A 14,933-nucleotide genomic window follows, 5' to 3' on the forward strand; every position below is an offset into this window, starting at 1 on the left:
GAAATGAAAGACACCGAGGACAAACTCCGGTACTTCCTCAAGCAGGTCACCGCGGATCTTCACGAAACCCGGAAACGCTTGAAGGAGACCGAAACCGCGGGCACCGAACCGATCGCCATCGTCGGGATGGCCTGCCGCTATCCCGGCGGGGTCGCCTCGCCCGAGGATCTGTGGCGGATGGTCGAAACCGGCGGCGACGGGATCAGCGGATTCCCGGTCGACCGCGGCTGGGACCTCGAAGCGTTGTACGACCCGGACCCGGACAAGCAGGGGACGAGTTACGTTTCGCAGGGCGGTTTCCTCCACGACGTCGCCGAGTTCGACCCGGCGTTCTTCGGGATCTCGCCACGCGAGGCGCTGGCGATGGATCCGCAGCAGCGGCTCCTGCTGGAGACGTCGTGGGAGGCCATCGAGCGGGCGGGAATCGATCCGGGTTCGCTCAAGGGCAGCCGGACCGGGGTGTTCGCCGGGCTGATGTACCACGACTACGTCTCCGGGCTGACCGAGATTCCCGACGAGGTCGGCGGCTACCTCGGCACCGGGAACTCCGGCAGCATCGCCTCCGGGCGGGTGTCGTACACCTTCGGGTTCGAGGGGCCGGCGCTCACCGTGGACACCGCGTGCTCGTCGTCGCTGGTGACCCTGCACCTCGCCGCACAGGCGTTGCGGCGGGGCGAGTGCGACCTCGCGCTGTCCGGCGGCGTGACGGTGATGTTCACCCCCGGGACGTTCGTGGAGTTCAGCCGTCAGCGCGGAATGGCGCCGGACGGCCGCTGCAAACCGTTCGCCGAAGAGGCGGACGGCACCGGCTGGTCCGAGGGCGTCGGCATGCTGCTGGTGGAACGGCTTTCCGACGCGCGGCGCAACGGCCATCCGGTACTGGCGGTCCTGCGCGGGTCGGCGGTGAACCAGGACGGCGCGTCGAACGGCCTGACCGCCCCGAACGGCCCGTCCCAGCAGCGGGTGATCCGCGAGGCGCTCGCCGACGCCCGGCTGACGACGGCGGACGTCGACGTCGTCGAGGCGCACGGAACCGGCACCACGCTGGGCGACCCGATCGAGGCGCAGGCGCTGCTCGCGACCTACGGCAAGGGCAGGCCGTCGGATCGGCCGCTGTGGCTCGGGTCGATCAAGTCGAACCTCGGGCACACGCAGGCCGCCGCCGGGGTCGCCGGGATCATCAAGATGGTGCAGGCACTGCGAAGCGGGACCCTGCCGCGAAGCCTGCACGCGGAGACCCCGTCGTCGCATGTGGACTGGAGCGCGGGCGCGGTCTCGTTGCTGGACGAAGCGCGGCCGTGGCCGGAACTCGACCGCCCTCGCCGGGCCGCGGTGTCGTCGTTCGGTATCAGCGGTACCAACGCGCACGTCGTCCTCGAAGCCGCCCCGGCCGCTGAGGAAAGTGAGGCTCGGCAGCCGGTGGTGACCGGTGCGACGCCGTGGCTTCTGTCGGCGCGGACGCCGGAGGCGTTGCGGGCGCGAGCTGCTCAGCTTCGGTCCTTTGTGGATCTTCCTGGTGCCGCCGCCACGCTGGCCGCGCGGCCGCTGTTCGGGCACCGGGCGGCCATCGTCGGTGATCCGCGCGCCGCGCTCGACGCGCTCGCCGCCGGAGAACCGTCGAGCCTGCTGATCGAGGGCATCGCGCAGTCGGGTAAGGCTGTCTTCGTGTTCCCGGGTCAGGGTTCGCAGTGGGTGGGGATGGCGGAGGAGTTGTTGCTGGCTGCTCCGGTGTTCGCGGAGTCGATGGCTGAGTGCGAAAAGGCTTTGTCGTCCTTTGTGGACTGGAAGCTGTCCGAGGTGTTGTCGGATGCGGCTGCGTTGGAGCGGGTTGATGTGGTGCAGCCTGTTTTGTTCGCGGTGATGGTGTCGTTGGCGCGGCTGTGGCGGGCGTGTGGTGTGGAGCCTGCGGCGGTGGTGGGTCATTCGCAGGGTGAGATCGCGGCTGCGTGTGTGGCTGGTGCGTTGTCGTTGGATGATGCTGCTCGGGTTGTGTGTTTGCGGAGTAAGGCGATTCTGGCGTTGTCGGGGCTCGGTGGCATGGTGTCGGTGGCTGCCTCGGAGGACCGGGTGCGTGAGTTGCTGCCTGAGGGTGTGTCGGTGGCGGCGGTGAACGGGCCGTCTGCGGTCGTGGTGTCCGGTGATGTCGCGGGCTTGGACGCGTTGGTCAAGCGATGTGAGCTGCTGGACGTACGCGCGAAGCGGATCCCTGTGGATTACGCGTCGCATTCGGCGCATGTGGATGCGATCGAGCAGGACGTGGTGTCTGCGTTGGCGGGTATTTCGCCGCAGGCGCCGGTGATTCCGTTCTATTCGACGGTGACCGATGAGCCTCTGGAATTGGATGCTGGGTATTGGTTCCGGAATCTGCGGGGGACGGTGCAGTTCGCGGCGACGGTGGATCGGTTGCTGGAGGATGGTTTCCGGTTCTTCGTGGAGACGAGCCCACATCCGGTGCTGGTTCCTGGCATCAGCGAAGAGGCCGTCGCGTTGGGAAGTTTGCGCCGGGGCGAGGGTGGTGCGGAGCGGTTCGCCGCGTCGCTCGCCGAAGCTCACGTGCACGGCCTGAGCCCGGCGTGGTCTTCGATCCTGCCGACGGCGGACTGGGTCGACCTGCCGACGTATCCGTTCCAGCGCAAGCGGTTCTGGCTGGAAGCCGGGACCGCCGCCGGGGACGCGTCGGCGTTCGGGCAGACGGTGGTGGACCACCCGCTGCTCGGCGCCGTCGTCGCGGTCCCCGGGACCGGCGGGCTGCTGTACACCGGCCGGATCTCGCTGGAAACGCATCCCTGGCTCGCCGATCACGCCGTGTCCGGGACCGTGCTCGTACCTGGCACCGCGTTCGTGGAGCTCACGCTGGCCGCCGGCGTCCAGGTGGATTGCACGATGCTCGACGAACTGACCCTCGAAGCCCCGCTCGTGCTCGAAGAAGGCACCGACGTCCGGCTCTCGGTCGAACTCGGCGACGCGGACGTCGACGGCCGTCGCGAGGTCGGCGTGTACTCCCGCCGCGGCGACGAACCCTGGACCCGGCACGCCAACGGCGTCCTGTTGCCCGAAACGGACGGCGTGCCCACGCCGCTCGCGGAATGGCCGCCCGCCGGGGCGGAACGCGTCGGCGTCGAGGCGCTGTACGACGAGCTCGCGGACGCGGGCCTCGAATACGGCCCGGCGTTCCAAGGACTTCGCGCCGCTTGGCGTCGCGAGAACGACGTCTTCGCCGAAATCGACCTGCCCGAAGCCCAGACCGGCGATGCTCCGGCCTTCGGCCTGCATCCCGCGTTGCTGGACGGCGCACTCCACGGGATCGCGCTGGGAGTGCTTCCCGACGATGCCGAGGGGCTTCGGCTCCCGTTCGCGTTCTCCGGGGTCCGGCTGTGGTCGCGGGGTGCGACGGCATTGCGGGTGCGGCTGCGGCCGGCGGCGGACGGGGTCGCGCTGACCGTCGCCGACGCTGAAGGCCTGCCGGTCGCCGACGTGGACGGTCTGCTGCTGCGGCCGGTGTCGGTGTCCGGCCTCGGTGGATATCGAGAGTCCCTGTTCGGCCTGGACTGGGTGCCCGCGGGCGCGACCGAACCGCACGACGCGACGGTGTGGCACTGCGAATCCGGGGATCTCCGCACCGTGCTGGGTGCGGCACTCGAACGCGTCCGGACGTGGCTCGACGAACCGGGGGACGGCCCGCTCGTGGTGGCCACGCGAGGTGGGATCGCGACCGAACGCCCGGATCCGGTGGCGGCCGCGGTGTGGGGGCTCGTGCGTTCGGCGCAGTCGGAGCACCCCGGGCGGTTCGTGCTCGTGGACGGCGACGTCCCGGCCGCGCTGCCCGCCGGGGAATCTCAGGTCGTGGTTCGCGACGGGGTCAGCTTCGTCCCAAGGCTTGTCCGGGTTCCGGAACCCGGACCGGCGCGGGCGTGGAGCGACGGCGACGTCGTGCTGATCACCGGCGGCACCGGCCTCCTCGGCGCGGCCGTCGCGAAACACCTGGTGGTGACGCACGGCGTCCGTTCGCTGGTGCTGCTGAGCCGTTCCGGCGCGGCCGCGCCCGGTGCGGCGGCGCTGGCGGACGAACTCACCGGGCTGGGTGCCGAGGTCCGGATCCTGGCGTGCGACGCGGCCGACCGGGAGGCGTTGCGCCAGGTGCTGGCCGCGCATCCGGTGACCGGTGTCGTGCACGCCGCCGGTGTCCTCGACGACGGGCTGATCACCGCGCAGACCCCCGAACGGCTCGACCGGGTGCTCGCGCCGAAGGTGGACGCCGCGGTGAACCTGCACGAACTCCTGCCCGACGCCGCGCCGTTCGTGATGTTCTCCTCGGCGGCCGGTGTCTTCGGCAATCCGGGGCAGTCCGGTTACGCCGCGGCCAACGCGTTCGTGGACGCGCTGGTGGAACGCCGCCGGGCGGACGGCGCCGCCGCGGCGTCACTGGCGTGGGGCCTGTGGGCGACCACCAGTGCCATGACCGATTCCGCCGACGTCGAGCGGATGGCGAGGGCCGGGCTCGGCGGACTGTCCACAGAGGAGGGTCTGGAGCTGTTCGACGCCGCGCTCGCCACCGGGCGGACGCTGACCGTCCCGATGCTGCTCGACCTCACCGCTCTCCGCGCCGAGGAGATCCCGCCGTTGCTGAGCGGACTCGTCCGCACCCGTGCCCGGCGCGCGCCCGACGGCGGCGGCGCGTTCCGCGCACGGCTCGCCGGACTCGACGCGGACGGCCGTGACACGGAGATCCTGGAACTGGTTCGCGGCCAGGTCGCGGCCGTCCTCGGGCACGACGGGGCCGGCGCCATCGACGCCGACGTCGCCTTCCTCGAACTCGGCTTCGACTCGCTCACCGCCGTCGACCTGCGCAACCGGCTGGCGGCCTCGACCGGCCTGCGGCTCCCGCCGTCGCTGGTCTTCGACCACCCGACGCCGCTCGCCGTCGCGGAACGGATCTCCGGTGACTTCTCGGCCTCCGACCGGCAACCCGAGACACTGCCCGCGGCCACGGGCTTCTTCGGCGCGATGTTCGCCCGCGCTGTCGAACTCGGCGAGGTCGCGCAGTTCGTCGCGCTGGCCGCGCAGGCGTCGCGCTACCGGCCGTCGTTCACCGTCGAAACCGCGCGGGAACAGAACCTGCAACCGGTCCGCCTCGCGAAAGGCCCGTCCGGTCCCGAACTCGTCTGCGTCCCCTCCCTCCTGGTCGGCTCGGGCGCGCACGAATACGCGCGGTTCGCGGCGTCGTTCCGGGACGTGCAGGACGTTTCCGTCGTTCCGGTGCCCGGTTTCGGGCACGGGCAGCCGCTGCCGGACTCGGTCGAGGCGGTCCTCCACGCACAGGCGGAGGCCATCCTCCGCGAAGGCGGCGACCCGGTGGTCCTGGTGGCCCACTCGTCGGGCGGCCCGCTCGCCCACGCGCTGGCGAGGCACCTGGAGGAAGCGGGCGCCGCGCCCCGCGCGCTCGTGCTGATCGACGTCTACCCGCAGGACGAACACGCGCTGGACGGCATCCGCGACCGGCTCGCCGACGGCCTCGGGGACGACACGCGGCTCACCGCGATGGGTGCTTACCTGCGCCTGTTCGCCGACCACGTGCCCGCACCGACCGACGTGCCGACCTTGCTGGTGCGGGCGTCGGAGCCGCTGGAAGCGTGGCGCGACCGGGCCGGATGGCAGTCCGGCTGGGCCCTGCCGCATGACACGGTGGACGTCGAGGGGGATCACTTCACGATGCTGGAGCGGCATGCCGGTACGACCGCTGACGCCGTTCGGGAGTGGCTGGGGCGGCTGCCTTAAGCGGTCTCGCCGTGGTCCGTGAAGGCCTCCTTGAGGGACTCTGGGTCCCTCAAGGAGGCCTTCACGGACCGTCGGGTCGCCACATACGCACCAGTGGTCACAGCGACTGCGCGTGAAGGCCCCCTTCCCTCGGCTCAGCCGAGGAAAGGGGGCCTCCACGCGTTGGGGAGCAGAAACCTTAAGCGCGGCTCCGCGGCTTCAAAGCCATCGCCGGCGTCACCGTCCGCACCTCGAAGTTCGCCACCGTGCTGTCCACCCGGTGGAAGAGATTGTCCGGACCGGAGAAGCACAGCGACGTCACGCCCTGCTCCCGCAGGGTCGCGACCATCGACGGCCAGTCGATCGGCCGGTCGAAGGTGTCGAGCAGCATCCGGCGCATCCCCGCCGCCGAGTCCAGGAGCGCACCGTCCTGGTCCGCGACGACCGGCAGTTCGGGGTCGCGGAGAGTGAAGCCGGACAGCACTTCCTCCTCGGCCCGACGGCGCAAACCGCCGAAGTAGGTGGAGTGCACGGGCGGGCGCATGGTGTGCATCGAGTAGCCGCCGATCGCCCGGACTCGCGCCTTCACCCGCTCCAAGTCCTTCTCCCGCACCGAAAGCAGGTAGAAGCCCTCGTCGATGACGCCCGAAACGTCGTGGAACTCGTCCTTCAGTTCGGCCAGGACCTCGGCGAAACCTTCTTCCGGAGTCCGGACGAAACAGTGGGTCACGACGTCCGAGTAGTCGCTTTCGAAGTAGGACACCTCGCACCGCGAGAGTTCCGCGGTGAGCCGGACGGTTTCCTCGAACGACAGCACACCCGTGTACGAGGTCAGTGCCTTCTGGCCGAAACTGGGACCGGCGCAGATCTCGGGTTTCACGCCGAGGGCGTCTTCGGCCCATTCCGCGAGGGAAAGACACGTCAGCATGAAGACGACCTGCGCGGCCTCGTCGTACACATCGCCGTCTTCGCGGGCCGGGCCGAGCAGGCGACGGCCGAGGACGTCCTCGGCCGTGGCGAGCCGTTCCCGCGCCTTCCGGTTGATCATCAGGAACCGGCTCACGTCTCCGGTTTTCGTCGGGGCCATTCCCGGGAAGATCAGGGCGGTGCGTTCGTCGGTCACGTCGCTCAGCCGGCCTTCGGTGAACTGGCCGATTCGGCGAGCGCCAGCTCCGTCATCCGCTTCTTGTCGGGTTTTCCGTTGCGGTTCAGCGGAAACCGGTCGACGACCCGGATGCGGTCCGGTCGCTCGAACTCCGGCAGTACTTCGGCGATACGCGTACGCCAGTGCCTGCCGTCGTGGCCGAGCGGGTCTTCGACGAAGAACGCCAGCTGACAGCCGCGCCGTTCGTCCGGCAGCGCGATGATCTTGACCGGGCACAGCGCTTCGGTGACCTTGTGCTCGATGATCTCCGGATAGAGTGTGTGTCCCTTGCGGTGCACGGCGAACTTGCGGCCCACCACGAACAGATTGTCGTTCTCGTCCAGGTAACCGAAGTCGCCGGTGTGCCGCCAACCCTGCTCCGCAGGCTCCAGCGAGCCGTCCGCGGCGAGGTAGCCCGCCATCATGTCGGGGCAGTGCATCACGATCTCGCCGGTCTGCCCGGCGGGCAGCGAGTTGCCTTCGTCGTCGAGGATCCGCAGTTCGTGCCCGGGGAGCGCGCGGCCGCAGCCGACCGGGTTCTCCGGCGTCGCGAACGCGAGGTTGCCCAGTTCCGTGCTGCCGTAGCTGTCCAGCAATGGCAGGCCGAACCACGCGACGTAGTCTTCGCTGAGCGTCGAGCCCAGGGGAGCGGCGCCGCTGCAGAACATCCGCACACCCGCGAGATCGAGGCCGTAGCGGGGATTGCGCTTCACGATGTTGAGGATGCTCTGGTACGTGGACGGAGTGCCGTCGGTCACGGTCACCCCGCACTGGCCCGCCATCCGCAGCGCGCGGTCGATCCGCCGGTACGGCGCCACCACGAGCGAGCAGCGCACCAGCCACGCGATCAGCACCATCGACAGACCGTACTGGTGGGAAAAGGGCAGCATCGGCATCAGCACGTCGCCCGAGTGGTGGCCGACCTGGTCGGCGTTGCGCTGGAGGTTCTTCAGGAACCGTCCGCCGTTCTTGACCACGCCCTTGGGCACTCCGGTCGATCCGGAGGAGTACATGATCAGCCCGTCCGGCAGCTCGCACCACGGCTCCACCCGCAGCTCCGGATCGCGGGTGGCCTGGGACGCCCCGGCGACGAGCAATTCGTAGAGCAGAGTGTGCGGGCCGTCGGTGACCAACGGCGCGTCCTCGTCGACCAGGCTGATCTTGACCCCGGCCTGGTTGCAGACCCGCTGGGTTTCGGCGGCGTTCTCCTGCTGGTCGACGAGCACGATGCTCGCGCCGACATGCATCAGGGCCAGCAGGGTCGTCACGTAGGCGGCCGAGTTCCCGGCCTTCAGCATCACCCTGGTCGCGGGTGTCACGCCACGCTCCCGGAGGGACTCCGCCACCCCCAGTGCGCTGTGTTCGAGTTCGTCGAACGTCTGCAAGGAATCGAGGGCGAAGAGTCTCGCGGACATGGGATTCCCCTTTCTCTCACTCGGCGATCTTGGTGCGGCCAGACCACCGGAAGACGGCGACGACCTCTTGACCGTCCTTTTGGAATTCCCCGGCGTGGGAAAAGTGCTCGTAGCCACCGTCGACGCAGATCTTCAAGTCCTGGTCCAGGTCCTCGACCTTCTGGTAGGACTCCAGATCCGCCGACCGCGCGCGGGATCCGGTGGGATCGATTCTGATGTGCACCACGGAAGGGGCTCCTTTCACTGGGTGACGCGGAGGTCGGACGGCCGCAAGGCGTCCGAGATGGCCCCGATCACGGCCGGGGCGTGGGTGTTCAGATAGAAATGCCCGCCGGGATACGTGGTCAGGGTGAACCGCCCGGACGTGTGCGTTGCCCAGTCGCGGACTTCGTCGACGGTCGCCTTCGGGTCGTTTTCGCCGACGTGGGCGTGAATCGGGGTCCGCAGTAGGGGCCCCGGCGTGTATCGGTAGGTCTCCGCGGCGGTGTAGTCCGTACGGATCGAGGGCAGCACCATTTCCAGGATCGCTTCGTCCTCGAAGATCTGGGCGTCGGTACCGCCGAGTTCCTTCACGGCGGCGATGAGTCCCGCGTCGTCGCGCCGGTGAACCGTCTCGTCGCGAGCGCGGCTGGGCGCCACACGGCCGGAGACGAACAGCGCGTGGGGCCGCACGTCACCGGCTTCGAGCCGGCGGGCGACCTCGAAGCCGAGTGACGCGCCCATGCTGTGACCGAAAAGGACGGTCGGCCGGTCCAGCCACGGCAGGAGCGCCTCGGTGACACCGTCGGCCAGTTCGGCGATGGTGGCGAGCCCCGGTTCGCGACGCCGGTCCTGGCGTCCGGGGTACTGGATCGCGAGTACGTCGGCGGAGGGGCTCAACGCCCTTGAGACCGGGAAGAAATAGCTCGCGGAACCTCCCGCGTGCGGGAAACAGACCAGACGGAAGGGCGCGTCGTCCGCGGGATGGAACCTGCGTACCCAGAGTCCTTCGTCGTTGCCTGCCACCCGGCCACCTCCTGCGTCGGCGACGGGCGGATCGCCCGTCCCACCGAGCGTGCGGGCGGCCGGACCGGCCGGACAACCCCTACCGACCCGGCGTGGCCCCTATCGCGCCTCCTGAACGAACAGGCCGATCAACGGGCGATGGAGACGGCGAAGGGGGTGAAACCGTTGCGGCGCAGGACATGGGGGACGACGAGGACCATGGCTTCGGTCGCGCGGGCGGTGGTGATGTCGCCGAGGTCTTCGATCCAGCCTGGATCCCAGCCCAGGTCGCCGAGGAGTCCGGCGACGGTTTTCTTGGCCTGTTCGTCGTTTCCGGACAGATAGGCGGTGGGCGGGGTCCTCAGCGCGCCGGGGTCGGTCATGACCGTGAACAGCATGGTGTTGAGGGTCTTGACGACCTGGGTGCCGGGCAGGGCGTCCTGGAGCTGCTCGGCGAGACTGCCGCCGGGGTAGCACAGATCGCCGGGCAGGCCGTCTGCCGCGTCGTGGGTGGCGTTGGAGACGTCGACGAGGATCTTGCCCGCGAGTTCGGCTCGCAGCGCGGTGAGCCGCTCCAGTGTGGTGTCGCCGGGGGTCGCGTTGATGACGATGTCCGCGCCACCGGCGACGGTGGCGTGATCGCCGTTCCCGCGGCGGCCGAGAGTGACCTGGTGGCCCGATGCGGCCAGCGCGCGGGCGAGGTTGGTGCCGACACGGCCGGCGCCCAGGATGCCGATGGTGGTCATGGCGTGGTGCTCCCTTGTGGACCGGTCAGAGCGGGGAAAGGACGTCGAGCGCGGCGGCGTGGACGCGGGGAGCGGCGGCGAGGAAGTCACGGCTGCCCGCCTTCCAGGGCTTGCCGTCCAGGTCGGTGACGGTGCCGCCGGCTTCGGCGACCAGGAGGGCGCCGGCGACGAGACCGGAGCGGACGTCGGAGAACTGCCAGAAGGCGTCCATGCGCCCGGCGGCGACGTGGATGAGTTGCAGGGTGGCCGGAACGGACACGCGTACGACGAGGCCGGCGGTGAGCATGGCGGTGACCGATTCGCCGATCCGGCGGAAGGTGTCGGTGCTCTCGCCGGGCCGGGCCTGCCCGGTGCCGATCAGCGCGGCACCCAGGTCGGCCTTGGCGGAGACGGTCAGGGGGCGGCCGTCGAGATGGGCGCCGCCACCGGCGGTGGCCGTGTACGTGTCGCCGCTCAGCGGAAGGTGCACGACGGTGAGGATGGGCTGGTTGTCACGCACCAGGGTGGCGGTGACGGCCCAGTCCGGCATGCCGTGGACGTGATTGATGTTGCCCTCGGCCGGATCGACGACCCACCACTCGCCGGGCGGGAGCGCTCCGCCCGCGAGTTCGTCCTCCACCCACTGGGAACCCGGCCTCGCCGCCAGCAGCGGCTCACGCATGACGGCGAGGACCGCTTCGTCATTCGAGTAGATCTCGCCGACGACCTCCGCCAGGGTTACGCCCCGGGCGTGGGTCGTGTAGCGCTCCCGCAAGGTCTTTCCCGCGTCCTTCACGATGGCGGTCACCGCGGGCAGCAAGGTCGTCCGGAGGTCGGTGGGCATGGCTGTACTCATGGCGTACTCCTTGGGATTCGGGCTTTTTTCCAGCCCCGTGATTCCCAAGGTAGAGAGCGCGGCCATTAACGACAAGTGCATGTTCCGCACTTATATAGTTACCGCCATGCAACTGGATTTGAACCTGCTCACCGCGCTCGACGCCCTGCTGGAAGAGGGGAGCGTGGCCGGGGCCGCGGCTCGGCTTCACGTCACCGCACCGGCGATGAGCCGTTCCCTGGGCCGTATCCGCAAAGCGACCGGCGACGAGATCCTGGTCCGCACCGGACGCCACATGACCCCCACCACCCGCGCGGTGGCCATGCGGACCGAGGTCCACGCCCTGGTGCGGCAGGCACATCAGTTGCTGTCGGCTCAGGCAGAACTCGACCTGGCGACGCTGGAGCGGGTGTTCACCGTCCGCTGGCACGACGCGCTCACCGCCGCCTGCGGAACCGCCCTGATCGCCGCGGTGCACCGCCAGGCCCCCGGTGTCCGGCTGCGTCTCACCGCCGAACCCGGCGACGACACCCCCGAGCTGCGTCGCGGCGAGGTCGATCTCGCCTCCGGCACGGGCCCGCCGTCCCTGCCCGACATCCGCCACCACCTCATCGGCCACGACCGGCTCGCCGTCGCCGTCCGGCCGGGGCACCCGCTCGCCGAACAGCCCATGACCGCCGAGGCCTACGCGGCCGCCGAACACCTCACCGTCTCCCGGCGCGGGCGCCTGCGCGACCGGATCGACGACGTCCTCGCCACCCTCGGCCACGAGCGCCGTGTGATCGCCTCCGCCCCCACCACGGCCACCGCGCTGCAGCTCGCCCGCGACACCGACCTCGTGGTCACCCTGCCCGACGCGGTCACCCGGGCCGCCCGCGAGCAACTCGGCTTGATCACCCTGCCGCTACCGCTGCAAATGCCCGACGTGCCTCTGCACCTGCTCTGGCATCAGCGGCACCACAACGATCCCGCCCACGTCTGGCTGCGCGAAACAGCCACCGCAACCCTTCAAGACCTGCTCGCTCCGGGCTGATTCCGTCAGCGGCGTACCCGGTAGCGCAGGTGAAGCACTCGGTTGCCTTGAAGCACCACCTCGGGATCCTCCAGCAGATGCTGCGCGTGGACCGACCCGAAGAAGCGCCTCCCGGACCCGAACACGACGGGTACGACGTCCATGCGCACCTCGTCGACCAGACCCGCGGCGAGTGCCTGGCCACCGACGTCGCCTGCCGCGATCTCGACGACGCGGTCACCCGCGAGTTCCTGCGCCTTGGCAACGGCTGCCTCGATGCCGTCGACGAAGTGGAACGGCGCGCCGGGATCCCAGCCCTCGGGCGCGGGCCGATGCGTCACGACGACCACGTGGTCGATCCCGCTCGGCGGCTTCCCGTCCCAGCCGTCGGTCAGATCGAAGACGCGGCGGCCGGCGATCGTCACCCCGATCTCGTCCCAGTACTGCCGGGTGTAGTCGTAGGACGCTCGCGACACCTTGAGCACGCCGCTCTCGTCCAACGGGACGTCACCGCCGGTCAACCAGTCGAACAGCGGTCCGGGCTGGTCGTTCTCGTCCGCGACGAAGCCGTCCACCGACACCGAGCTGTACATGACCACCTTGCCCACGGGCCCTCCTTTGCTTCGAGGGCCCCGAAACTAGCGTGCCGTGAGCCGCCGCGCTTGTAAGAAATCAATCGGCGGGCAGAGGCCAGCTGTCCAGCACATGGCCGGGATGTTCGCGGTGGAACCGTCGCCGGACCTCGAGGTAGCGGGTCGGCGTGAGCCCGGTGAACGCCCGGAACTCGTGGCTGAAGTGGGCCTGGTCGAAATACCCGGCGCCATGGGCGAGTTCGCCCCAGTCGATCGGTTCGGCGGGGTCGATCCCGAACACGGTGGCGGTGAAACGGTAGGTGCGGGCGAGCCGCTTCGGCGTGACCCCGATGAGTTCCTTGAACCGCTGTGCCAGATGGGTGCCGCTGACCCCGGCCGCCGCGCTCAGATCGCCGATCGCCACCGCCCCGCCGGTCGTCGCGATGGCGTCGCTCATCCGGCGGACCAGCTCCAGGCCGGAGGGCTCGCGCAGCCGTCGCGTCAGCTCCTCTTCAAGCAGCGTCAGCATCTCGTGCGGTCCGGGCGCCGAGGCCAGGCGGTCCCGCAGCTCGGCGACGGCGGACCGTCCCCAAACCTGCTCCAGCGTCACCGGCCGGTCGCACAGCTCGGCCGCGGGCATCGGGAGGAACGACGCCGGTCCCCACGGCTTGAAGTGCACGCCGACGGACCGGCTGCGGCGTGGGTAGCCGAACTCGTACGCGCGGGTGGGCATGGTGATCACGCAGCCGTCGGCGTACCCGGCCGTCTCGATGTCGGCGCCGGCGCGGACGCGGAACGGCGCCCCGAGGTTGACGATGAGCAGCGCAGAGGGCGACGGCGGCAACGTCAGCCGGGCGTAGGGCGGCGCGCCCTCCAGGTAGTAGAGGTCGTCGATCAGCCCGTCCAGGGGCGGACGCGGCACTCTGGACACGTACTCCACGCGTCAAGCATCGCCGACGTTCGCCGGTATCGCCTTCGTTTCAGCCGAGATGGTCGTTCGCGCCACTGACCCACGCGACGTAACGCTCGGCCGAGCGCCGCACGGCGCCCTGCGCGTCAGCCTGCAGAGTGGCGCCCGTCAGCGCGTAGAGCCGGTCGAACTCGTAGGGCTCCAGCCGGTCGAGGAGTCGCTCGACCAGACCGGCAGAGAGCGGGATCTGGTTGGGATAACTGCGCATGAAGGTCACCCAGCCCGCCGCGGCCACCGGCACGATGGTGTCGCCCACCAGCAACGAGCCGCCGTTCGCGGCGACGTGGGCGACCGCGGCGCCGGGGAAGTGGCCGCCCGCTTCGACGAGCGTGACGCCGGGCAGGATCTCTTCGGTACCACGCCATTCGCGGATCACCGGATCCTCCCGCCGCACCCACCGCCGGTCGGCGGAGTGCACGAGGACCGGCACGTTCCCGAGGTGATGGCTCAGGCTCACCTGCGAGCCGTACATATGCGGGTGGCTCGCCACGATCGCGGCCGCCCCGCCGAGTTCGGCGATCTTGTCGAGCAGGGGCTCGTCGAGCGCGTTCGGCGGATCCCACAGCAAGTTGCCCTGATCGGTCTGGACGACGTACGTCCATTGACCGATCGAGAATTCCGGCTCGCGGTGCAGGCGGTGGATGCCCGGCTCCGGCTGTTCGTGGACCAGCTTGTGCGGATCCGCGGCGAGCTCGTCCGCGGTGGTCCAGGATTGGCCGGAAGCGCGGACGTACTGGCGTTCGTCCGCGCAGATCCGGCAGATCCCGGCCGGAGGCGCGGCGGTGTCGGGGTGCTCGACGCCGCAGGTCGCACAGATCCAGATCGTCATGAGTCCAGCATGGAATCTCCAGTTCGCTGGAGGTCAAGACGTCCGGTCTACTCCTTGCGGCCGCTGACGGCCAAGCCGACGCCGAGCCCGACCATCGTGAGCCCGGCCGCGCCGCCGACCAGGTCCAGGCGCCGCGCCGAGCGGGCGAACCAGGACCGGACCGCTCCCGCCGCCACGCCCCAGACGGAATCCATCGCCAGGGCGATCGTGGCGAACACCGCGCCGAGGACCACCATCTGAAGGCCGGCCTGTCCGGCGGAGGGGTCGACGAACTGCGGCAGGATCGCCGCGAAGAACACCACGGTCTTGGGATTGGTGACGCCGACGATGAATCCCTGCAGCAGCGTGCGCCCGCCGCTGATCGGGGCCGCTTGCGCCTCGAAGGCCTCCCGTAGCGCCCGGCGGTGCCGGATCGCCTGGACGCCGAGGTAGATCAGGTACGCGGCACCGGCGAATTTGATCACGGTGTAGATCACGGCGGAGGCCTGGATGATGGCGCCCACCCCGATGGCGACGGCCGTGGCGGCGACGAAGCTGCCGAGCGCCCCGCCGACCACGGTCATCAGCGCGGTCCGACGGCCGTACGCCAGGGCGCGGCTGATCGCGAACAGCACGGCGGGGCCGGGGATGAGGATCAGGACGAACGACGCGAGCGCGAAAGCGGCGAGGCGATCAGGCGACGGCATAGGACCA

The 14,933-nt window shown here is 70.0% G+C and carries 12 protein-coding genes; 2 read left to right on the forward strand and 10 right to left on the reverse strand.

Features of this window, described 5'->3' with window-relative positions:
• Positions 1-3: 3 nt before the first annotated feature.
• Complete coding sequence (locus tag AJAP_RS12290) at positions 4-5,775, forward strand: type I polyketide synthase (RefSeq protein ID WP_038510805.1); 5,772 nt, start codon at positions 4-6, stop codon at positions 5,773-5,775.
• A 178-nt stretch (positions 5,776-5,953) separates the two neighbouring features.
• On the opposite strand, the gene AJAP_RS12295 is transcribed toward AJAP_RS12290, so the two are convergent.
• From AJAP_RS12295 to AJAP_RS12320, 6 genes are all read right to left on the reverse strand, one after another.
• Positions 5,954-6,877, reverse strand: coding sequence for an ACP S-malonyltransferase (locus AJAP_RS12295; RefSeq protein ID WP_051972424.1), 924 nt, complete (start codon positions 6,875-6,877; stop codon positions 5,954-5,956).
• Between the two features lie 5 nt (positions 6,878-6,882).
• The gene (locus tag AJAP_RS12300; RefSeq protein WP_038510807.1) at positions 6,883-8,313 is read right to left on the reverse strand and encodes a class I adenylate-forming enzyme family protein; all 1,431 of its coding nucleotides are present in this window, start codon (positions 8,311-8,313) and stop codon (positions 6,883-6,885) included.
• Positions 8,314-8,329: 16 nt separating this feature from the next.
• Entirely contained in the window at positions 8,330-8,539 is a 210-nt protein-coding gene (locus AJAP_RS12305; protein WP_073848710.1) for a DUF5988 family protein, read from the reverse strand.
• A gap of 14 nt (positions 8,540-8,553) precedes the next feature.
• Positions 8,554-9,318 (reverse strand): thioesterase II family protein, encoded by a 765-nt coding sequence (locus AJAP_RS12310; RefSeq protein ID WP_038510811.1) that lies wholly within the window; start codon positions 9,316-9,318, stop codon positions 8,554-8,556.
• A 128-nt stretch (positions 9,319-9,446) separates the two neighbouring features.
• Entirely contained in the window at positions 9,447-10,043 is a 597-nt protein-coding gene (locus tag AJAP_RS12315) for an NADPH-dependent F420 reductase (RefSeq protein ID WP_038510813.1), read from the reverse strand.
• A 25-nt stretch (positions 10,044-10,068) separates the two neighbouring features.
• Positions 10,069-10,878, reverse strand: a complete 810-nt coding sequence (locus AJAP_RS12320; RefSeq protein WP_038510815.1) for an inositol monophosphatase family protein — start codon at positions 10,876-10,878, stop codon at positions 10,069-10,071.
• 106 nt (positions 10,879-10,984) lie between these two features.
• Between AJAP_RS12320 and AJAP_RS12325 the strand changes: the two genes are divergently transcribed.
• Entirely contained in the window at positions 10,985-11,890 is a 906-nt protein-coding gene (locus AJAP_RS12325) for a LysR family transcriptional regulator (protein WP_038510817.1), read from the forward strand.
• A 5-nt stretch (positions 11,891-11,895) separates the two neighbouring features.
• Here the strand turns inward: AJAP_RS12325 and AJAP_RS12330 are convergent, their stop codons facing one another.
• The 4 genes from AJAP_RS12330 to AJAP_RS12345 form a co-directional block, all read right to left on the reverse strand.
• Positions 11,896-12,477 carry a dihydrofolate reductase family protein gene (locus tag AJAP_RS12330; protein WP_038510819.1) on the reverse strand — a complete coding sequence of 194 codons (582 nt, stop codon included), beginning with the start codon at positions 12,475-12,477 and terminating at the stop codon, positions 11,896-11,898.
• Positions 12,478-12,541: 64 nt separating this feature from the next.
• Positions 12,542-13,363: a helix-turn-helix domain-containing protein gene (locus AJAP_RS12335; protein WP_038510821.1), complete on the reverse strand. Its 822-nt coding sequence runs from the start codon at positions 13,361-13,363 to the stop codon at positions 12,542-12,544.
• A gap of 58 nt (positions 13,364-13,421) precedes the next feature.
• Positions 13,422-14,240, reverse strand: coding sequence for an MBL fold metallo-hydrolase (locus AJAP_RS12340; protein WP_038510823.1), 819 nt, complete (start codon positions 14,238-14,240; stop codon positions 13,422-13,424).
• A 47-nt stretch (positions 14,241-14,287) separates the two neighbouring features.
• Positions 14,288-14,926 (reverse strand): LysE family translocator, encoded by a 639-nt coding sequence (locus AJAP_RS12345; RefSeq protein ID WP_038510824.1) that lies wholly within the window; start codon positions 14,924-14,926, stop codon positions 14,288-14,290.
• Between the last annotated feature and the right edge of the window lie 7 nt (positions 14,927-14,933).

It is taken from the genome of Amycolatopsis japonica (assembly GCF_000732925.1).
GTDB lineage: Bacteria > Actinomycetota > Actinomycetes > Mycobacteriales > Pseudonocardiaceae > Amycolatopsis > Amycolatopsis japonica.